Here is a 19,177-nt window from a genome sequence, read left to right as displayed (position 1 = left end):
TCATCGGCGTTAACCGATACCAGAGCTGTTGGGCGCTATTTAGTCCGCATCGCCCCGATATGCAAGCTCCGAGCGATGGCGCTAACCCGATGGTCATCCTTGCCTGCCAGTCTGGAAGGCGGGAACAGCGGTTGAGGACAGAGTATGAGTGCGGTCGCGACGCTGCTGCGGGACCTCGAAGCGACGATGGCGCGCGGCTCCGGCGACGAGCGCGCCGTGATCCTCGCCCGCCTGACCGATCTCTTCCTCGCCACGGCGATCGAGATGGACGAGGAGCAGATCGGCGTCTTCGACGTGGTGATCGGCCGCCTGTCGCGCGCGATCGAACTGCGGGCCCGCGTCGAGCTGTCGGAACGGATCGCGCCTGTCCCCAACGCGCCGAGCGGCGTGGTGCGCCAGCTCGCGCTGGACGAGATCGCAGTGGCGCGGCCCGTGCTGGTGCAGTCCCCGCGCCTGGCCGACCAGGACCTGGTCGCCGTCGCCGCCGCAAAAGGGCGCGACCACATGCTCGCCATCACCGAACGGGCCGATCTCGGCGAGCCCGTCACGGACTTCCTGATCCTGCGCGGCGGACGCGTCGTCACCCATGCGGTCGCCGCCAACCAGACCGCCCGGTTCTCGCGGCACGGCATGGGCGTGCTGGTGATGCGCGCAGCCCAGGACGACGCGCTCCAGGCGACGCTCGGCCTGCGCCGCGACGTCCCGGCCGAGCTGGTCGACCAGCTGATGATCGCCGCCAAGAATTCCGCCCGCCGTCGCCTGAACGAAGGCCTGGAACCAACGCTGACCAAGGAGGTCGACGGGGCGGTGGAGCGCGGCGCAGACGCGATCGCGGCCGGAGGGCAGATGCCGGGCGAGCTCGGCGCGATCAGCGCCGCCCTCGTCGAGATCCGCGAGCTGAACGAGACCGGCCGGCTCGACGAGGCGAGCGTCCGGTCCTTCGCCCGGGACGGCGCGACGGAGCACGCGATCTGCGCCGTCGCCGTGCTGGCGCAGCTCAGCCTGCCGGCCAGCGAGCAGGTCATCCTCGGCACCGATCGGGAGGCGATCCTGCTCGTCGCCCGCGCGCTCGGCTGGTCATGGGAGACGACAGCGGCGCTGATCTCGCTGCGCAAGGATTTCGGCAAGTCGCAGCCGGCCCTGGAGCGGGCCCGCGAGAACTTCCGCAATCTTGCCCAGAGCACCGCGCAACGCGTGCTCGGCTTCCTCAGGATGCGCGACGCAAAGCCGTGAGATAGCTGGAAATGCGCCCCTCGCGGACCGCCTTCGCCTCGTAGCGGGTGCGGATCCAGCCGGGATAGGGCGTGCGCCAGTCGCCGGGCCGCTCGTCGGTCCAGTCGAAATCCGGCGAGACCAGCAGGCGCGACAGCGTCCAGCCGACATAGTCGTCGATGTCGCTGGCGAAGCGGAAGCGTCCGCCGGGACGCAGCGCACGCGCGAACAGGGCGAGCGTGTGCTCGGAAACGAAGCGGCGCTTGCGCTGGCGGCGCTTCGGCCACGGGTCGGGATAGAGCAGATCGATGGCATCGAGGCCGCCCGCCGCCAGGCGCGGCAGCAGCAGCGCGGCATCGTCGTCCCAGACGCGGATATTGGTCAGCCCCTCGCGCTCGGCCACGGCCAGGAACTTGGCCATGCCGTTGATGAAGGGCTCGACGCCGATGAAGCCAATCTGCGGGCTTTCGCGCATCCGCATCAGCAGATGCTCGCCGCCGCCGAAGCCGATCTCCAGCCTGACCGCTTCGACCGGCTGCGGGAACAGCGCCTTCAGATCGGCGATCTCGCCCTCCGGCAAGCGCAGGCGCGGCAGCGCTTCCGCGATCAGATGGCTCTGGCCGTCGCGCAGCGCCTTGCCCTTGCGGCGGCCGTAGAAGGCGCGGTCGTTGTCGTGCTCGTCGTTCATGGCCTTCGCCTTTGCCGCTCGAGGCGGCGGGATCAAGCCCCGAGTCGCCGCGGCCCAAAGAAAAACCGGGGCTCGCGCCCCGGTTTCCGCATGCGATTCAGGCGCGCGTCGCTCAGGCGACGGCCTTCTTCAGCGCGTCGACGAGATCTGTCTTCTCCCAAGAGAAGCTGCCGTCGCGGCCAGCCTTGCGGCCGAAATGGCCATAGGCCGAGGTCTTGGCATAGATCGGCTTGTTGAGGCCGAGATGCGTGCGGATGCCGTTCGGCGAGAGATCGACGATCTTGCCGAGCACGTCTTCCAGCTTGGCTTCGTCGACCTTGCCGGTGCCGTGCAGGTCGACATAGATCGACAGCGGCTTGGCGACGCCGATGGCGTAGGAGAGCTGGATCGTGGCGCGATCCGCGAGCTTGGCGGCGACGACGTTCTTGGCGAGGTAGCGCGCCGCATAGGCGGCCGAGCGGTCGACCTTGGTCGGATCCTTGCCCGAGAAGGCGCCGCCGCCATGCGGAGCCGCGCCGCCATAGGTGTCGACGATGATCTTGCGGCCGGTGAGGCCGGCATCGCCGTCGGGGCCGCCGATCACGAACTTGCCGGTCGGATTGATGTGCCAGACGGTGTCCTTGGAGATCCAGCCTTCCGGCAGAGCCTCGCGGATATAGGGCTCGACGATCTTGCGGACGTCTTCCGAGCTCAGCTTCTCGTCGAGATGCTGGGTCGAGAGCACGATCTGGGTGACGCCGACCGGCTTGCCGTTCTCGTACTTGACCGTGACCTGGCTCTTGGCGTCAGGGCCGAGCTTGGCGGCATCGCCCTCACCCTTCTTGCGGGCGAGCGTCAGCGTCTCGAGGATCTTGTGGGCATAGTAGATCGGGGCAGGCAGCAGCTCGGGCGTCTCGCGGCTGGCATAGCCGAACATGATGCCCTGGTCGCCGGCGCCGACATCCTTGTTGCCGGCCTCGTCGACGCCCTGGGCGATGTCGGCGGACTGCGGGTGCAGCAGCACGTCGATCTTGCACTTCTTCCAGTGGAAGCCGTCCTGCTCGTAGCCGATGTTGCGGATCGCCTTGCGGGCGGCCGACTTCACCTTGGACTTGATCTGCTTCTCGTCGAGATGGGTGCGGACCTCGCCGGCGATGACGACGCGGTTGGTGGTCGCCAGCGTCTCGGCGGCGACGCGCACCTTAGACGGCTCATAGCCGGCCTTGACGGCTTCCTTGAAGAACAGATCGACGATTTCGTCGGAGATGCGGTCGCAGACCTTGTCGGGATGCCCCTCGGAGACGGACTCGCTGGTGAACAGATAATTCTGGCGTGACACGGCCGTGGGACCCCTGAATCAGCACACGGAAAAGGCCGGCGCACGCGCCAGCCCATGAAGCGCTCCGTCATTGCAGCGGACGCGTTCGCCGTCAAGCGGAATAATTCGTTTATCGGGAGGATCGTTCGTCAGGCCGAACGCAGGATGGCGAAAATCAGGCCGTTCCGGTCTCTTCCTCGGCCAGGGCCTCGACCAGATCGATGATCCGACGGCGCACGCGGCTGCTCTTGATCCGCGTGAAGGCCTTGGTCAGCTGCACACCCTCGCTGGTCGCGAGAAAGTCGGAAATATAGGCCGTCGCGGCGGAATCGGAGAAGCCTCCGGCCGGCATGTCCGCCGTCGGCGCGCCATCGAAGAAGAACGCCACCGGCACGTCCAGCATCTTGGCGATCTGCTGCAGCCGGCTCGCGCTGATGCGGTTCGAGCCCTTCTCGTATTTCTGCACCTGCTGGAAGGTCAGACCCAGCGCATCGCCCAGCTTTTCCTGGCTGATCCCGGCCAGCATGCGGCGCATCCGGACGCGACTGCCGACATGGCGGTCGATCGGGTTGGGGACCTTCTTGATCATGATTCACCTGCTCTTGCGTCAGTGTCATGACCAGGAGCCGCCATCCTGGTCGGCGCGGAAGCCGTCCTTTATTATAGGCCCCGCAACCGGTCCACTCTTTCCGGGAAAAATGTTCCAAATGGGATGATCAGGCGGCTCTCAGGCGCGAAATTGCCAGAAAAACGAGCAGCATCCCGGCAAAGACAAGGTCTCCCGCCCAGGCGTAGAACGTGGTCGGGCCGGGGCGCGGAAGGGCCGCGTCGAGCACCCCTTCGACGCCGAGCGGCAGGCTGGCGACCGTCCGGCCATAGGCGTCCACGACCGCCGAGATGCCGGTATTGGCCACCCGCACCAGAGGCAGCCCTTCCTCGACGCTGCGAAGCCGCGCCTGGGCGAAGTGCTGATAGGGACCGCTGGTCTGGCCGAACCAGCCGTCATTGGTCAGGTTGAGGAAGAACCCGGCCCGCGGGCCGCGCACGGCGACCTCGCCGGGAAAGACGGCCTCATAGCAGATCAGCGGCGCGGCGCCGGGCAGGCCCTTGATCGCCAGCGGCAGGCGCGCGCGTCCCGCCGCAAAGCCGCCGGGGATCGAGACGAATTCGGACAGGCCGACACTGCGGATCAACCTCTCGAGGAAGGGCGGCAGATATTCGCCGAAGGGAACGAGGTGGACCTTGTCGTAGCTGGCGACGATGACGCCCTCGTCGTTGACCACCTGGATCGCGTTGTAGATCGGCGGCCGGCTCTCGCCCGGCAGCGTCTCCCCGGCCCGGGCAGCGCCGGTGATCAGGGTGACGTCGGGCGGCAGCACGGCGGCGATGCGCGCAAGCGCCCGCGGCTCGCGGCCGAGCAGGAACGGGAAAGCGGATTCCGGCCAGATCAGATGCGTCACGCGCTGGAGCCCCGGCGTCGTCGGGCTGGTCGCCCGGTCGCTCAGCTCCAGATAGCGGTTGAGGATGGCCTCGCCATTGCGCCCGTTGAACTTGGCGTCCTGGGGCAGGTTGGGCTGCATCAGCCGAAGCGCGACCCCGGCCACCACCGGCGAGGGGCCGGCCGGAACGCGCCAGAGCCCGAAGGCGAACAGCCCCGCCAGCGTCGCCAGCGCCAGCAGCGGCGCAGTCCAGATACCGGCCCGCGTCTTCGCCGTGCCCAGCACCGCCGGTGCGGCGCCGATCGCGACGGCGAGCAGGGTGAGGCCGTAGAGCCCCGCCAGCGAGGCGAACTGCGCGAGATGGATCTCGCCTGCCAGCATCATGCCGTAGACGTTCCAGGGAAAGCCGGTCAGCACATGGCCGCGCAGCCATTCGCTGGCCGCCAGCGCCGCGGCCAGAACCAGGATGCGGCCCGCGCCCTGCGGCCAGGCCAGCCGCGCTGCGCCGAAGGCGAGAGCGGGAAAAAGCGCCAGGAAGGCCGGCAGGGCGACGACGCCGAGCGGCATCGCCCAGGCGAATTTGTCGGCCTCGACCAGGAAGGCGGCGCCGAGCCACCACAGCCCGGCAAGGAAGAAGCCGAAGCCCCACCACCAGCCGGCGGCGAAGGCGGCGCGGAAGCGGCTGCCCCTGCCGGTGCCGACGGCGCCATCGACGAGCCAGACCGCAACCGTCATGGGGATGATGATCAGCGGCCAGAGATCGAGCGGCGGCAAAGCCAACGCCCCGCTCGCGCCGGCGACGAGCGCGATCAGCCGCTTCCGCCACCCCCAGGCCAGGATGACGGCCTCCGCCAGCGCAGCCAGCCGCATCAGCCGTGCTCCATCGCCGTCTCTTCGGATGCCGGCTGGTTGCGGCGATGGATGGTGAGGCGCTTCACGCGCCGCGGATCGGCATCGACGATCTCGAACCACAGGCCCTCCGGCCCCTCGACGACCTCGCCCTGGGCCGGAACGCGGCCGGCGAGCGTCACGATCAGGCCGCCCAGGGTGTCGATATCGTCCGCGACCTCGTTGCCGGAGAGGTCGACACCCGTCGCCTGCTTGAGCTCGTCCAGGGTGGCGCGGGCATCGGCGGTGAAGCAGCCCTCACCGGCGGGCGCGATCGGCGTCTCCTCGAGATCATGCTCGTCCTCGATGTCGCCGACGACGATCTCGATCAGGTCCTCGATCGAGACCAGCCCGTCGGTGCCGCCATATTCGTCGATCACGAGCGCGATATGGGTCCGCGTCGCCTGCATCCGGACGAGGAGATCGACCGCCGGCATGGATGGCGGCACATAGAGCACGGGGCGCAGCAGCTTCGTCGCCGAAAGCGGCGTCGCGAGATCGACCGCCGAGAGGTCATGCGGCACCGCGAGCTTGCCCGTTTCCGCCGGAGCCTGTTCCTCGCCGGGGCGCGCCTTCTCGGCGATGTATTCGAGGAAGTCGCGGATATGGACCATGCCGCGCGGATCATCGAGCGTCTCGTCGAAGACCGGCAGGCGCGAATGGCCCGCAGTACGGAAATGCGCGAGCAGCTCGTCGAGCGTGGCTTCGGCCGGAACGGCGACGATGTCGGCACGCGGGATCATGACATCGCCGACGCGGCGCTCGCGCAGGCTCAGCACGTTGCTGAGCATCGAGCGCTCCTGCGCCGAAAGATCGGCCAGCTCGCCGTTTTCCTCGGCAAGGGCCTCGACGATCTCTTCGCGGGCGGTGCCGCCGCCGCGCAGGCCCAGGCGATCGAGGAACTGGCCGAGCCAGTGGCCCAGGCCACGGCCGTTGGTTTCGCTGGATGATTGTCGACTGTCGTCGCTCATGGCTTCAAGGGCTGTACGGAGGAAAGGGGTGCGGCGGCCAGGAGTTCGCCGTCGGCATAGGGGTCGGCGACGCCGAGGCTCGCCAGGGCGGCGACTTCGAGCGCCTCCATGCGCCGGGCCTCGGCCTCGGTCTCGTGATCCTCGCCGAGCAGATGCAGCAGGCCATGGATGACGAGATGGCGCAGATGGTCGGAGGCGGCCTTGCCTTCGGCCTCGGCCTCGCGCAGCACGGTCTCGTAGGCGAGGACGATATCGCCGAGGAGCGGGCTTGCGGCGATCCGTTCCGGCGGCGCGGCCGGGAAGGAGAGCACGTTCGTCGCCTTGTCGAAGCCGCGCCAGTCGCGGTTGACGACGCGGATGCGCCGGTCGTCGGTCAGCAGGAGGCTGAGTTCGGCGCCCGGCAAGGGCTTGCGCGGCGCGACGGCCAGGCCGGCCGCCAGCGCCTCGCCGATCAGCCCGCGCAGCTGCGCGAGAGTGCCCAGCTCGTGCCAGCGGCGCGACTGGGCCCTGACGTCGAGGCTGAGATCCGGGGACGTCTCGGGTGGCGGCGCTCCGCGCCGCCCACGAGGTCGATCGTTCATCGCGGCCGCTCCCGCGCCAACATCCGCTTCAGCCCTTCGCTGTCGCCCTCGCGGTGCAGGTCCGCAGGCGCTTCGGGATTGCGCAAGCGCTCCTCCCGCTCCTCGCGCTCGCGGCGCGCAGCGGTCTCATAGGCCAGAACGATGCGGCGCACCAGTTCGTGGCGGACGACATCGCCCTCCTCGAAACGCGCATAGCCGACGCCCTCGACATCCTTGAGCAGCTTCACCGCCTCGACGAGGCCCGAGCGCTGCCCGGGCGGCAGATCGATCTGGGAGGGATCGCCGGTGATGATCATGCGCGAGCCCTCGCCCAGGCGGGTGAGGAACATCTTCATCTGCATCGTGGTGGCGTTCTGCGCCTCGTCGAGCAGCACGACGGCGTTGGTCAGCGTGCGGCCGCGCATGAAGGCGAGCGGCGCGATCTCGATCATGCCGGTCTGCAGGCCGCGCTCGACATGGCGCGCCTCCATGAAGTCGTTGAGGGCGTCGTAGATCGGGCGCAGATACGGATCGACCTTCTCGCGCATGTCGCCGGGCAGGAAGCCGAGCCGCTCGCCGGCCTCCACCGCCGGACGGGACAGGATCATGCGCTCGACCACGCCCTGCTCGATCAGCGAGACGGCATGGCCGACGGCGAGCCAGGTCTTGCCGGTGCCGGCCGGGCCTTCGGCGAGCACGAGCTCATGGCGCTTGAGCTGGCGCAGATAGGCGTCCTGCGCGGCGTTGCGGGCCCTGACCGGGCCGCGCTTGCGGGTGATCACCGCATCGAAGGAGGCCTTGCCGACATCGGCAGCCGGAAACAGCGAGCGCTGGACGTTGCTCTCCTCGATCGCACCATCGACCTCGCCGAGCGTCACCGGCGCGCCCGCCTTGGCGCGGGCATAGAGCGTCTTCAGCACGCGCCCGGCCTGCTCGGCCGTCTCGCGCGGCCCCTTCACGGTGAGCTGGTTGCCGTTGGGGTTGATCACGACACCGAGGCGCCGCTCGAGATGGGCAAGGTTCTGGTCGTATTGACCGAACACCAGGCTGGCGAGGCGGTTGTCGTCGAAGGACAACACAACCTCGGTAGCCGGCAGCCCGTCACGGGCCGCGCTCTCGGTTCGCGCCGGCGGCATCTCGCGCCGCGGGGTCCGGTCGGGTCTCGGCGTCGTCGAATCAGCCTGTGGCAAATGCGTCATCTCCCTGGCGCCCCGTCCCCACCGGGCAGGAGCGCCCGATCGGGTCGTCTCGCAGCATAACCGAACGCAACGATCTCAGCCTGATGACAGGCCGTCGCCTTCCGGAAGGAGATGGGCACGATCCGCGGCGCGCTCAAGCCGCCATGTCCTCTCCGCCCGTCTCACCCGGCTCCGCCAGCCGGCCAAAGAGCGAGTTCGAGCCCGCCCGCTCGATCACCACCGGCACGATGTCGCCGATCCGATTCGTACCGCCCTCGATCTGCACAGCCTGCAGGTAGGGCGACTTTCCGGCAAGCTGTCCGGGGTGGCGGCCCGTCCTTTCGAGCAGGACATCCACCGTCCGTCCGACCGTCGCGGCGTTGAAGGCCTGGCGATGGTGCTCGATGCGCTCCTGCAGCCGGTAGAGCCGCTCGTCCATCACGGCGCGCGGGATCTGGGCCTCGAGCTCGGCAGCCGGCGTGCCCGGACGCGGCGAGTATTTGAAAGAATAGCTCGAAGCGAAGCCGATCTCGTCGACGAGCCGGATCGTGTCCTCGAAATCGGCATCGGTCTCGCCGGGGAAGCCGACGATGAAATCGGAGGACAGCGCGATGTCGGGGCGGGCAGCGCGGATGCGCTCGATCAGGCGGCGATACTCGTCGCCGGTGTGCTTGCGGTTCATCGCCGCCAGGATGCGGTCGGAGCCCGCCTGTACCGGCAGATGCAGGAAGGGCATCGCCTGGGGCAGGTCGCGATGGGCAGCGATGAGATCCTCGTCCATGTCGCGCGGATGGCTGGTGGTGTAGCGGATGCGGGCGATGCCCGGCACCTCGGCGACGCGATGCATCAGCCGCGCCAGGCCCCAGACCGCACCGTCCGGCCCTTCGCCGTGATAGGCGTTGACGTTCTGGCCGATCAGGGTGACGTCGCGCACGCCGGCCTCGGCCAGCCGCTCCACCTCCGCCATGACCTGCGCCACCGGGCGCGAGAATTCCGCCCCGCGAGTATAGGGCACAACGCAGAAGGCGCAGAACTTGTCGCAACCTTCCTGGACCGTGACGAAGGCGGAGACGCCGCGCGCGCGGATGGCCTGCGGCTTCGGCGCCGGCAGGAAGCCGAACTTGTCCTCGACCGGCAGGTCGGTGTCGACGATGCGGCGCTTGCCGGCCTCGGCCAGGAGCTCCGGCAGGCGATGATAGGCCTGCGGCCCGACGACGAGGTCGACGGCGGGCTGGCGGCGCTGGATCTCGCCGCCCTCGGCCTGGGCGACGCAACCGGCAACGACGATCTTCGTCTCCTGCCCTTCCGCCCCCTGCGCCCTCTTGATGTCGCGCATCTTGCCGAGCTCGGTATAGACCTTCTGCACGGCCCGGTCGCGAATATGGCAGGTGTTGAGCAGGATCAGGTCCGCGCCCTCCGGCGTCGCCGTCTCCTCATAGCCCTGATGGCTCAGGATGTCGGCCATGCGCTGCCCGTCATAGACGTTCATCTGGCAGCCGAAGGACTTGATGTGGACTTTCTTCATCGTCGCGGGTCGGAACTCCAAAACGTTTCCTTTACTGCGGATCGGGCGCCTTGAAAACGGCAGCCCGATCCAGCCGCGCGCTTCAGCCGGCCGGACGGCCGGTGACCGCCTCGCGCCGGGCGGCGCGGACCGCGCCCTCGGCCCGCCGCGTCGCCTCCTTGCGGGACATCGTCCGGCCCATCGCGATCGGCTCGCCCCAGACCAGCTCGACATCGACGGCGCCGCAGGCCAGCACATGCTTGAGATGCGGCCAGAGCTCGGTGTCGCCATACCAGGCGAGCCCGGCCCGCTCGATGCGCCCGCCGGGCAGGCCCTGCAGGCCGGTATAGGTGATGGTCAGCGGATAGACCGTCACATCCGCCTCGGCATCGCCCATCGCCTGATGCGCCGCGCCGAGCAGGGAGGAGCGGAAGGGCAGGATGTGCGTGCCGTCGCCGGTCGTGCCCTCGGCGAAGAGCACGACGGCCTCCCCGGCCGCAATGCGCGCGCCCATGGTGGCCGCGACCCCGGCCGTCGCGCCGCGGCGCTGCCGGTCGATGTAGAGCGTCCGCTGCAGGTTGGCGAGGAAGCCGACCACGGGCCAGCGGGCGACCTCGCTCTTGGCGACGAAGGCGAGATAGCGCTCGGCGCCGATGACGCCGATATCGAGCCAGGAGACGTGATTGGCGACGATCAGCCCGCCGGTTCCGTCCGGAGGCGGCTCGCCCCTGACTCGGCGCCGCACGCCGAGGCACCAGCAGGTGAGGCGGTGAAAGCGCAGCGGCATGGCGCCGCCCCGTTTCGGCGCGAGCCGCATGACCACGAGCTGCAGCAGGACGAGCCCGAGCGTGCCACCGATGAGCATGGCGAGGCGCAGCACCGCGCCGACGCGTAATCCGTTCATGCGCTGGCGGGTCCGGACATCGGGGCGGGGTGTCTCGCTGGCTTCGGGGATGCCGTCAATGGCGCGATTGCGCGGCAATGTCACGCGAGATCGAGACGCATCGCGATCGCCGCGGCACGGCTGCCATCGGGCTTCGGGTAATAGCCCTTGCGGCGGCCGACCTCGCGGAAGCCGAAATGGCGATAGAGCCGCTCCGCCGGCAGATTGCCGTCCTCGACCTCGAGGAAGACGCGGGCCACGCCCTCCTCGGCGAGCCGGGCCAGATGCGCCGCCAGAAGCGCGCAGCCCAGGCCACCACCACGGCTGCCGGGGGCGACCACGATGCTCAGAACCTCGGCCTCGTCGACCGCCTTGCGAGACATGGCGAAGCCGAGGGGATGCTGGGCGCTGCCGAACACGCCATCGGCAACGACCGCGCGATCGGCGATCAACGCGCCGCATTCCGCCACTTCCCAGCCGCGCGCGAAGCCGCCCTGGTGATGCAGGCCGGCGACATGGCGGGCATGGCTCGTATCGAGCCGCATCGTGCGGGCGGGCGCCGCGTCGGGATGAAGGATCTTGCGAAGCCAGTCCATTCCGCTTGTTCGCACGGATTCCGGCAGCGGCAACCACCATTTGGGTGAGGCGCTCACCGGCGCGGCAGGCGCGCTTTGTCCTGCGGCGTCGTCTCCGGCGCCTTCAGGTAGAGGGGGCGCGGCGGGGCGCTCTGCGGATCGGCGATGAGGCCGAGGCGCGCGACCCAGGCGATGTCCGGTGCCTTCGCGTCATCGACGACCAGCGCATCGAGCCCGATCGCCCAGGCCTCGTTGGCGACCGGCAGCGCGGCGGAGCCGACGAGGCTGACGGGCCCGGCGCCGATGGCGCGGGCGGCATCGCGATAGCTGACCTGGCGCAGCGAGACGAGTGGCTTGCCCTCCGCCGTCAGCGCCTGGAACCAGACCTGCCCGTGGCGGGCGTCGAGCGCCGCGGCGATGACCCGCCCCGATTCGCGCCCGATCAACGGGGCGGCGCAGGCGGCGACGGTGGTGACGCCGACAGCGGGGATGCCGGCGGCGAAGGCGATCGCCCGGGCGGCGCTGACCCCGACACGCAAGCCGGTATAGCTGCCCGGACCGACGGTGACGGCGACGCGACCGAGCGAACCGAAGCCGCCTTCGACGCCCTTCATAACGCGCTCGACCAGCGGCATCAGCGCCTCGGCATGGCCGCGCTCCATGGCGAGCTGCTCCTGCGCGAGCGGCGCGGCTGCGCCGGCTTCCAGAACGCAGGCCGAGCAGGCGCCGAGGGCGGTATCGATCGCGAGAATGCGCATCAGGTCTTCATTCCGCGAAAGCCCGGCCCGTCGTCACCCACAGCCTCCGTCCGGTTCAGACCGCTTCGACCTCGCGCACTTCCGGCAGGAAGTGGCGCAGCAGGTTCTGGATGCCGTGCTTCAGCGTCGCGGTCGAGGACGGGCAGCCCGAGCAGGCGCCCTTCATCACGAGATAGACCGTGCCGTCGCGATAGCCACGGAAGGTGATGTCGCCGCCGTCTCCGGCCACGGCCGGGCGGATCCGCGTCTCGAGCAGATCCTTGATGGTTTCCACCGTCTGGGCATCCTCGGGCGCGAAGAACTCGCCCTCATCCTCCAGGTCGGCGGCGGAATTCTCGGCCAGCACCGGGGCGCCGGACATGAAATGCTCCATGATCGCGCCGAGGATCGCCGGCTTCAGATGCGGCCATTCCCCGTCCGATTTGGTGACGGTGATGAAATCGGAGCCGAGAAAGACGCCGGAAACGCCGGAAACGCCGAACAGGCGCTGGGCTAGAGGCGAGCGCACGGCGTCGTCGGCATCGCGCAGGTCGAGCGTGCCGCTGCCCATGACGATGCGGCCCGGCAGGAATTTCAAGGTCGCCGGATTCGGCGTCGCTTCGGTCTGGATGAACATGGATACCTCCGGTACCGGCGATTCAAGGTCGCCGTTCCTGGTCTCGATATAGGCGCGTCGCTGGAATCATTCCAGCGCGAAGCGCGGCCGTGGCATCCGCTGCGCGGGGACAGGCCCAGACTCCACGCCGCTCTTTCCGTTCAGGCGAGCGCGTCGATTTCCTCATCCTCGAGATGACCCGGCACGATGGCGACGGGGATCGGGAAGCTGGCGGAGGACTTGCCCGCGAGCGCGCTGACCAGGGGGCCGGGGCCCTCACGGCCGGTGCCGGCGGCCAGAACGAGAAGCGAGATGTCCTCGTCCTCCTCGATCAGCTTGACCAGTTCGTCGGCCTTGTCGCCGGTGCGTACCACCTTCTCGGGCTCGAGGCCGGCGAGCGAGCGCACGGCGGCAGCCGCGACGTCGAGCCGCTTCTCGGCCTCGGCCTCGGCTTCCGCCTGCATCACCTCGCCGACGCCGAGCCAGGTCTCGTGCTCGGGCGGCGTGGCGACGCCGAGCAGCACGATCGAGGCGCCGACGCGCGCGCAACGGCGCGCGGCGAAGCGAATCGCCTTGGCGCATTCCTCGCTGTCATCGACCACCGCGAGAAATTTCGGGCGATGGCCTGTCTCGTAGGACCGGCGTCTCTTGACCATGAACTGTCCTGCCGCCGCTTCAGGGAGGCGCATGGTGGCCCGTCCCGGCGCACCGGCGCAAGCCCATCCTGCGGTCCTGCCTCAGCTTCGGACGAAGCCGACGATGTCCTTGACCTCGCGCATGATCGGCGCGGCGATGGCGTCGGCCTGTGCCGCGCCCTCGCCGAGGATGGCGTCGATATGCTTCGGCTCGGCCAGCAGGCGGCGCATCTCGCCGGCGATCGGAGCAAGCTTCTCGACCGCGAGATCGACCAGCGCGGCCTTGAAGCCGGAGAACTGGCCGCCGCCGAACTGCTGCAGCACCTCCGCCTTCGCGATGCCTGACAGCCCGGCATAGATGCCGACGAGGTTCTCGGCCTCCGGCCGGCCCTCGAGCCCCTTCGCCTCGGAGGGAAGCGCTTCGGGATCGGTCTTCGCCTTGCGGATCTTCTGCGCGATGGCGTCGGCATCGTCGGTCAGGTTGATGCGCGAATAGTCGGAGGCGTCCGACTTCGACATCTTCTTGGTGCCGTCGCGCAGGCTCATCACACGCTGGGCCGGCCCCATGATCATCGGTTCCGGCAGCGGGAAGAAGCCGAGCTCGCCGGTGCCCAGGCCGAGCTCGGCGATCTGCGGCGCGAAGTCGTTGTTGAACTTCTGGGCGATGTCGCGGGTGAGCTCCAGATGCTGCTTCTGGTCCTCGCCGACTGGCACATGCGTCGCCTTGTAGAGCAGGATATCGGCCGCCATCAGGCTCGGATAGGCGTAGAGGCCGAGCGAGGCGTTCTCGCGGTCCTTGCCGGCCTTCTCCTTGAACTGGGTCATCCGGTTCATCCAGCCCAGCCGCGCGACGCAGTTGCAGATCCAGGCGAGCTCGGCATGGCCCGGCACCTGGCTCTGGTTGAAGATGATGCTCTTCTTGGGATCGATGCCGGCGGCGATATAGGCGGCGGTGACCTCGCGGATGGCGCGCTTCAGGTCGGCGGGGTCCTGCCACATCGTGATCGCGTGCATGTCGACGACGCAGAACACGCATTCATGCGTCTTCTGCATCGCCACCCAGTTGGTCAGCGCGCCGAGATAGTTGCCGAGATGCAGCGTCGAGGTCGGCTGCATGCCTGAGAATACGCGCTGATGAAAACCCGACATGGGGCACTCCGTCGTCACGATGGAGGGAGGAAGCGGCGCTTCTGGCTCAACCCCGCCGGTTGCGCAAGGGGAGAGCGCCGAAAGCCCCGAGCGGCCAGCCCGCCAGAGCATAGGCCGCCAGCCCCCCGGAGCAGAGCAGGCCGAGCGCGCCGATGCGGTGGAGGATCGGCTGGTCCGGGGCCAGAGGCATGGCGAGCCACCGCAGCAGCAGGCCCAGCACGACGAGCATGATCGCACTGGCGAGGAGGCTCGCCGCAATCGGGCGGAGATTGCCGAAGCCGGGGCGCCAGATGCCGTCGCGCAGCAGCATGGCGCCGAGCAGCAGCGCCTGGACGCCGAAGGCGAGCGTCGCCGCCAGCGCCGCATTCCGGGCGGCATCGCCCGCATCAGCGAGCGCAAGCCCCGCGAGCACGGCGACGAGCACCGCGAGGCAGCCGCTGGCCAGCGGCAGGCGCGGCAGGCGGCGGGCGAAATAGACCTGGCCGAAGACCTTGGCCGCAACGGCAAAGGGCAGGCCGCAGCCGAAGGCGGCCAGCGCCGCCGCGGTGCGTTCGCGGTCCCCGGCGCCGAAGCGACCATGCTCGAACAGCACCGAGACGATCGGCTCGGCCAAAGCGACGAGCGCCGCCGCAGCCGGCAAGGCGAGCGCGAGGCCGAGCGCCAGCGCACGGCCCAGTGTGGCGTCGGGGCCGTTGCGATCCGCAGCCGCCGCCATGTCGGACAGCACCACGGTCCCCATCGCGACCCCGACGAAGCCGAGCGGCAGCTGGAAGACGCGGTCGGCATAGTACAGCGCCGCGACGGCCCCGGCTTCGGCCGAGGCGATCTGCGTGGCGACCAGCAGGACAAGCTGCGCGGCGGAGGCGGCGAGCAGCGTCGCTCCGCCGGTGCGGACGAGGCGGGTCATGTCCGGCGACCAGCGCAGGCTGAGGCGTGGCAGGCCGCGCCCGCGCAGCGCCAGCAGGATCATGGCGAGATGGGCGAGGCCGGTCAGGCTGGTGCAAAGCGCGAGCCAGCGCGCGCCCGCCTCCGGCTGCGCACTGCCGAGATGCAGCAGCAGGAGCAGCGCGAGCAGGATCGCGTTCATCAGCGCCGGCGCCAGCGCCGCCACGGCGAAGCGCTTCTCGGCATTCAGGAGCGCCGCCAGCATGGCCGCGAGCGTCGTCAGCAGCAGGAAGGGCAGCATCAGCCGGGTGTAGGATGCCGCCAGGGCCAGCGTTTCGGGCTCGTCGGCGAAGCCGCCGGCCAGGCCGAGCACCAGCCAAGGCGCGAACAGCTCGCCGAGCGCGACGACGACGAGCAGCAGCAGGCCGAGTTGGCCGGCCGCCTCGCCGGCGAAGCGCAGCGCGGCCTCCTCGCCCCGGTCCTTCTTGATGGCTAGGTAAAGCGGCACGAAAGGTGCGTTGAGGCCGCCCTCACCGAGCACGCGCCGGACCAGATTCGGCAGGCGCAGCGCGGCGAGGAAGGCATCGGCGACCGGCCCGCCGCCGAGGAGGCGCGCGATCAGCACGTCGCGGGCGAAGCCGAGCAGACGCGAGGCGACCGTGGCGGCGCCGACAACGGCCGAATCGCGCGCGAGGCGGGACGCTTCCGGGGCAGCTGCCGCCGGTTCGCCCATCAGAGGATGAACCGGCTCAGATCGGCATTCTTGGCGAGGTCGCCGATGCGCGCCTCGACATAGGCCGCATCGATGACGACGGTCTCGCCCGAGCGGTCGGGCGCGGTGAAGGAGATCTCGTCGAGGATGCGCTCGATCACGGTCTGGAGCCGGCGGGCGCCGATGTTCTCGACCGTGGAGTTCACGTCGACCGCAATGCGCGCGATCGCGTCGATCGCATCCGGCCGAAACTCGATCGCGACCTCCTCGGTCGCCATTAGCGCGACCGACTGCTTGATCAGGCTCGCCTCCGTCTCGGTCAGGATGCGCTTGAAGTCCTCGATGTCGAGCGGGTTGAGCTCGACCCGGATCGGCAGGCGGCCCTGCAGCTCCGGCAGCAGATCGGACGGGCGCGAGACATGGAAGGCGCCCGAGGCGATGAACAGGATATGGTCGCTCTTCACCGCGCCGTGCTTGGTGGCGACCGTCGTGCCCTCGATCAGCGGCAGCAGGTCGCGCTGAACCCCCTCGCGCGAGACGTCGGCCCCGCCCTTGCCCTCACGAGCGCAGATCTTGTCGATCTCGTCGAGGAAGACGATGCCGTTGTTCTCGACCTCGCGGATGGCGGTCTGCACGATCGCGTCCTGGTCGATCAGCTTGTCGCTCTCCTCGGCCAGCAGCGGCTGATAGGCGTCCTTGACCAGCACGCGCTTGGGCTTGCCCTTCTGGCCGAAGGCCTTGCCGAGCATGTCGCCGAGATTGATCGCGCCGATCGAGGCGCCGGGCATGCCCGGCAGCTCGAACATCGGCGTGGCCGCCCCGGCGCCGGCGGCGATCTCGACCTCGATCTCCTTCTCGTCGAGCTCGTTGTTGCGCAGCTTGCGGCGGAAGGAATCGCGCGTCGCCTGGCTGGCGTTGACGCCGACCAGGGCATCGAGCACCCGTTCCTCGGCGGCGAGATGGGCCTTGGCCTCGACGTCCTTGCGGCGGCTCTCGCGCACCAGCGCGATCGCGATCTCGAGGAGATCGCGCACGATCGATTCGACATCGCGGCCGACATAGCCGACCTCGGTGAACTTGGTCGCCTCGACCTTGAGGAAGGGCGCGTTGGCGAGCTTGGCGAGGCGGCGCGCGATCTCGGTCTTGCCGCAGCCGGTCGGCCCGATCATCAGGATGTTCTTCGGCGAGACCTCCTCGCGCAGCGGCCCTTCGAGCTGCTGGCGGCGCCAGCGGTTGCGCAGGGCGATGGCGACGGCGCGCTTGGCGTCCTTCTGGCCGACGATGAAGCGGTCGAGCTCGGAAACAATCTCGCGGGGGGAGAAACTGGTCATGATCCTACTGTATTCCGGGTGAAATGGCGGCGGCAGGGGTCAGGCCGCTTCCAGCGTCTCGATGACAAGCGAATGATTGGTGTATACGCAGATGTCGCCGGCGATCTTCATCGCCTTGCGCACGATCGCCTCGGCATCGGGCTCGACATCGATCAGGGCGCGCGCGGCCGACAGGGCATAGTTACCGCCGGAGCCGATCGCCATCACCGCGCCATGCTCGCTCGCTTCGGGCTCCAGAACGTCGCCGGTGCCCGAGATCAGCAGCGAGACCTCCTTGTCGGCGACGAGCAGCATCGCCTCCAGCCGGCGCAGATAGCGGTCGGTGCGCCAGTCCTTGGCGAGCTCGACGCAGGCGCGCAGGAGCTGCGTCGGATATTGCTCGAGCTTGCTCTCCAGCCGTTCGAACAGGGTGAAGGCATCGGCGGTCGCGCCGGCGAAACCGGCGATGACCTGGCCCTTCGCCAGGCGGCGGACCTTCCTCGCATTGCCCTTCATGATGGTCTGGCCGAGCGAGACCTGGCCGTCGCCGCCGATGACGACGCGTCCGCCCTTGCGCACCATCAGGATGGTGGTGGCGTGCATGACGGGAGCTTGGCTTTGTTCGGACATAGGCAGGCTAACCGGAAACTGACGGCGGAAGATGCCAAGATGTTCAGGCGAAGCCGCTCTATCAAGGGGCAAGCTCGAAGATGGCGAATGCGGTGGGGCCGCCCGGCATGGCTGGCGGACCGCCTGCGTTGCTGCCCACAGAGTTTGCGAGCGACCTTCCGTTTGGTCGGCTCAACTTTTAAGCAGTTCTTTATCGTTAATGGCGAAAGGATCGATGCTGCAACGGCTTCCATTGTTCGGAAGCAGCCTCGGACATATCCTCATGAAATCCATTCGCCTGAAGATTCTCGCCATGCTGGCCATCGTCGCCGGCGGGGCCATACTGTCTGCGATCGTCAGTCTCTACGGCCTGTACAGGACCGATGCGCTGAACGCACGCTCCGATGTCCAGGCGAACATCGCGCTCCTGACCCAGCGGATCAACGGCGTCGTCACCGCCGTGGTGATGGATTCGCGCGGGGTCTACATGGCGAAGTCGAGCAAGGAGGCCGAGCCTTTCGCCAAGGGCATCGTCGACCGCTTCCCGACCCTGCGCGGCTTCGTCGCCGATCTCGAGAAGATCGCGCCGGCCGAGGAGCGCGAGACCATCGGCAAGATCGCCAAGAGCGTCGAGGATTTCATCGTCTTCCGCACCGAAACGGCACGCCTCGGGCGCGAGGTGTCGCCGGACGCGGCCAATGACCAGGGCAACAACGAGCAGAATCGCGCCAACCGCAAGGCCTTGAACGACCTCCTCATCGGCTTCAGCCAGCGCATCGAGAAGGCTGCGGCCGATGCGGGCGACGAGGCGAGCGCCTTCACCCGCCAGATCCAGTGGCTCCTGCCCGTCCTGCTGCTCGCGAGCCTGCTTGTTTCCTTCGGTATCGCGCTCGTCTTCTCCCGGCGCTCGCTCACCAGCCCGATCCTCGATCTCAGCGGCGTGATGGAGAAGCTTACCGCGGGTGACACGCACATCGATGTCCCGCATGTCGAGCGGCAGGACGAGATCGGCGCGATGGCGCGTTCCGTCGCGGTGCTGCGCCAGAGCACCGAGCAGGTCGCGCTGCTGCAGGAGCAGGAGCGCGCCGCAGCCGCGGCGCGCCTCGCCCGGGCGCAGTCGATGGAAGCGGTCGTCTCCGATGTCGGCGAGGTGGTCGCGGCGGCCGCCTCCGGCGATTTCTCGGCCCGTCTGCAGATCGACGACGCCGACGAACAGATGCAGCGCCTGGTGGCCGGCATCAACGAGATCAACGTTGTTGTGGACACGGCGACGACGGAGTTTGCCGGGGCGCTGTCGGCGATTGCGGGCGGTGACCTGACGCGGCGGGT

The 19,177-nt window shown here is 68.9% G+C and carries 19 protein-coding genes; 2 read left to right on the top strand and 17 right to left on the bottom strand.

All coding sequences use genetic code 11. The annotated features are described in order from the left end of the window. Positions 1–144: 144 nt before the first annotated feature. A complete protein-coding gene (locus B5Y19_RS23975; RefSeq protein ID WP_055730324.1) occupies positions 145–1,233 on the top strand; it encodes a DUF2336 domain-containing protein in 1,089 nt (362 codons plus the stop codon). Here B5Y19_RS23975 and trmB read toward each other — a convergent pair. From trmB to hslV, 17 genes are all read right to left on the bottom strand, one after another. Then, entirely contained in the window at positions 1,208–1,900 is a 693-nt protein-coding gene (gene trmB, locus B5Y19_RS23970; protein ID WP_055730323.1) for a tRNA (guanine(46)-N(7))-methyltransferase TrmB, read from the bottom strand. The two genes, B5Y19_RS23975 and trmB, sit on opposite strands and share 26 nt — an antisense overlap. Positions 1,901–2,012: 112 nt before the next feature. Then, a complete protein-coding gene (gene metK / locus B5Y19_RS23965; RefSeq protein ID WP_055730322.1) occupies positions 2,013–3,218 on the bottom strand; it encodes a methionine adenosyltransferase in 1,206 nt (401 codons plus the stop codon). 154 nt (positions 3,219–3,372) lie between these two features. Beyond that, complete coding sequence (locus tag B5Y19_RS23960; protein WP_055730321.1) at positions 3,373–3,786, bottom strand: helix-turn-helix domain-containing protein; 414 nt, start codon at positions 3,784–3,786, stop codon at positions 3,373–3,375. 127 nt (positions 3,787–3,913) lie between these two features. Further along, positions 3,914–5,506 (bottom strand): apolipoprotein N-acyltransferase, encoded by a 1,593-nt coding sequence (gene lnt / locus B5Y19_RS23955; RefSeq protein ID WP_176168715.1) that lies wholly within the window; start codon positions 5,504–5,506, stop codon positions 3,914–3,916. Continuing rightward, complete coding sequence (locus B5Y19_RS23950; protein WP_055730320.1) at positions 5,506–6,495, bottom strand: hemolysin family protein; 990 nt, start codon at positions 6,493–6,495, stop codon at positions 5,506–5,508. Before B5Y19_RS23950 ends, lnt begins: the two co-directional genes overlap by 1 nt. Then, positions 6,492–7,076 carry an rRNA maturation RNase YbeY gene (ybeY, locus tag B5Y19_RS23945; RefSeq protein ID WP_055730319.1) on the bottom strand — a complete coding sequence of 195 codons (585 nt, stop codon included), beginning with the start codon at positions 7,074–7,076 and terminating at the stop codon, positions 6,492–6,494. Before ybeY ends, B5Y19_RS23950 begins: the two co-directional genes overlap by 4 nt. Further along, positions 7,073–8,191 carry a PhoH family protein gene (locus tag B5Y19_RS23940; protein WP_079592249.1) on the bottom strand — a complete coding sequence of 373 codons (1,119 nt, stop codon included), beginning with the start codon at positions 8,189–8,191 and terminating at the stop codon, positions 7,073–7,075. The genes ybeY and B5Y19_RS23940 overlap by 4 nt, the downstream gene beginning before the upstream one ends. Before the next feature lie 196 nt (positions 8,192–8,387). Further along, positions 8,388–9,758: a tRNA (N6-isopentenyl adenosine(37)-C2)-methylthiotransferase MiaB gene (gene miaB / locus B5Y19_RS23935; RefSeq protein WP_055730318.1), complete on the bottom strand. Its 1,371-nt coding sequence runs from the start codon at positions 9,756–9,758 to the stop codon at positions 8,388–8,390. Positions 9,759–9,840: 82 nt separating this feature from the next. Then, complete coding sequence (locus B5Y19_RS23930) at positions 9,841–10,641, bottom strand: lysophospholipid acyltransferase family protein (RefSeq protein ID WP_055730329.1); 801 nt, start codon at positions 10,639–10,641, stop codon at positions 9,841–9,843. Positions 10,642–10,721: 80 nt separating this feature from the next. Then, positions 10,722–11,216 carry a GNAT family N-acetyltransferase gene (locus B5Y19_RS23925; protein WP_079592247.1) on the bottom strand — a complete coding sequence of 165 codons (495 nt, stop codon included), beginning with the start codon at positions 11,214–11,216 and terminating at the stop codon, positions 10,722–10,724. A 53-nt stretch (positions 11,217–11,269) separates the two neighbouring features. Then, positions 11,270–11,953, bottom strand: a complete 684-nt coding sequence (tsaB, locus tag B5Y19_RS23920; RefSeq protein ID WP_055730317.1) for a tRNA (adenosine(37)-N6)-threonylcarbamoyltransferase complex dimerization subunit type 1 TsaB — start codon at positions 11,951–11,953, stop codon at positions 11,270–11,272. A gap of 55 nt (positions 11,954–12,008) precedes the next feature. Further along, positions 12,009–12,569: a NifU family protein gene (locus B5Y19_RS23915; RefSeq protein ID WP_079592245.1), complete on the bottom strand. Its 561-nt coding sequence runs from the start codon at positions 12,567–12,569 to the stop codon at positions 12,009–12,011. A gap of 140 nt (positions 12,570–12,709) precedes the next feature. Further along, positions 12,710–13,204, bottom strand: a complete 495-nt coding sequence (locus B5Y19_RS23910; RefSeq protein ID WP_055730315.1) for a universal stress protein — start codon at positions 13,202–13,204, stop codon at positions 12,710–12,712. A gap of 81 nt (positions 13,205–13,285) precedes the next feature. Then, positions 13,286–14,332: a tryptophan--tRNA ligase gene (trpS, locus tag B5Y19_RS23905; protein ID WP_055730314.1), complete on the bottom strand. Its 1,047-nt coding sequence runs from the start codon at positions 14,330–14,332 to the stop codon at positions 13,286–13,288. 46 nt (positions 14,333–14,378) lie between these two features. Further along, complete coding sequence (gene murJ, locus B5Y19_RS23900) at positions 14,379–15,950, bottom strand: murein biosynthesis integral membrane protein MurJ (RefSeq protein WP_055730313.1); 1,572 nt, start codon at positions 15,948–15,950, stop codon at positions 14,379–14,381. Beyond that, a complete protein-coding gene (gene hslU / locus B5Y19_RS23895) occupies positions 15,950–17,260 on the bottom strand; it encodes an ATP-dependent protease ATPase subunit HslU (protein ID WP_055730312.1) in 1,311 nt (436 codons plus the stop codon). The genes murJ and hslU overlap by 1 nt, the downstream gene beginning before the upstream one ends. Positions 17,261–17,299: 39 nt before the next feature. Further along, the gene (gene hslV / locus B5Y19_RS23890) at positions 17,300–17,869 is read right to left on the bottom strand and encodes an ATP-dependent protease subunit HslV (RefSeq protein ID WP_176168714.1); all 570 of its coding nucleotides are present in this window, start codon (positions 17,867–17,869) and stop codon (positions 17,300–17,302) included. 262 nt (positions 17,870–18,131) lie between these two features. Here hslV and B5Y19_RS23885 point away from each other — a divergent pair. Beyond that, positions 18,132–19,177: HAMP domain-containing protein (locus tag B5Y19_RS23885; RefSeq protein ID WP_176168713.1), on the top strand; the 1,046-nt coding region annotated here is incomplete at its 3' end.

Origin of the sequence: Allobosea thiooxidans, from assembly GCF_900168195.1 — a bacterium.
In the GTDB taxonomy this organism is placed as follows: domain Bacteria; phylum Pseudomonadota; class Alphaproteobacteria; order Rhizobiales; family Beijerinckiaceae; genus Allobosea; species Allobosea thiooxidans.
Note: the sequence above shows the minus strand (reverse complement) of the source record. Positions and strands in the feature narration are given on the sequence as shown.

Excerpts from the sequence above, each read along its gene's own strand:
- B5Y19_RS23975 (WP_055730324.1), top strand. The coding sequence starts at position 145 with ATGAGTGCGGTCGCGACGCTGCTGCGGGACCTCGAAGCGACGATGGCG.
- trmB (WP_055730323.1), bottom strand. The coding sequence starts at position 1,900 with ATGAACGACGAGCACGACAACGACCGCGCCTTCTACGGCCGCCGCAAG.
- B5Y19_RS23960 (WP_055730321.1), bottom strand. The coding sequence starts at position 3,786 with ATGATCAAGAAGGTCCCCAACCCGATCGACCGCCATGTCGGCAGTCGC.
- lnt (WP_176168715.1), bottom strand. The coding sequence starts at position 5,506 with ATGCGGCTGGCTGCGCTGGCGGAGGCCGTCATCCTGGCCTGGGGGTGG.
- B5Y19_RS23950 (WP_055730320.1), bottom strand. The coding sequence starts at position 6,495 with ATGAGCGACGACAGTCGACAATCATCCAGCGAAACCAACGGCCGTGGC.
- ybeY (WP_055730319.1), bottom strand. The coding sequence starts at position 7,076 with ATGAACGATCGACCTCGTGGGCGGCGCGGAGCGCCGCCACCCGAGACG.
- B5Y19_RS23940 (WP_079592249.1), bottom strand. The coding sequence starts at position 8,191 with ATGCCGCCGGCGCGAACCGAGAGCGCGGCCCGTGACGGGCTGCCGGCT.
- miaB (WP_055730318.1), bottom strand. The coding sequence starts at position 9,758 with ATGAAGAAAGTCCACATCAAGTCCTTCGGCTGCCAGATGAACGTCTAT.
- B5Y19_RS23930 (WP_055730329.1), bottom strand. The coding sequence starts at position 10,641 with ATGAACGGATTACGCGTCGGCGCGGTGCTGCGCCTCGCCATGCTCATC.
- B5Y19_RS23925 (WP_079592247.1), bottom strand. The coding sequence starts at position 11,216 with ATGGACTGGCTTCGCAAGATCCTTCATCCCGACGCGGCGCCCGCCCGC.
- tsaB (WP_055730317.1), bottom strand. The coding sequence starts at position 11,953 with ATGCGCATTCTCGCGATCGATACCGCCCTCGGCGCCTGCTCGGCCTGC.
- B5Y19_RS23915 (WP_079592245.1), bottom strand. The coding sequence starts at position 12,569 with ATGTTCATCCAGACCGAAGCGACGCCGAATCCGGCGACCTTGAAATTC.
- B5Y19_RS23910 (WP_055730315.1), bottom strand. The coding sequence starts at position 13,204 with ATGGTCAAGAGACGCCGGTCCTACGAGACAGGCCATCGCCCGAAATTT.
- trpS (WP_055730314.1), bottom strand. The coding sequence starts at position 14,332 with ATGTCGGGTTTTCATCAGCGCGTATTCTCAGGCATGCAGCCGACCTCG.
- murJ (WP_055730313.1), bottom strand. The coding sequence starts at position 15,950 with ATGGGCGAACCGGCGGCAGCTGCCCCGGAAGCGTCCCGCCTCGCGCGC.
- hslU (WP_055730312.1), bottom strand. The coding sequence starts at position 17,260 with ATGACCAGTTTCTCCCCCCGCGAGATTGTTTCCGAGCTCGACCGCTTC.
- hslV (WP_176168714.1), bottom strand. The coding sequence starts at position 17,869 with ATGTCCGAACAAAGCCAAGCTCCCGTCATGCACGCCACCACCATCCTG.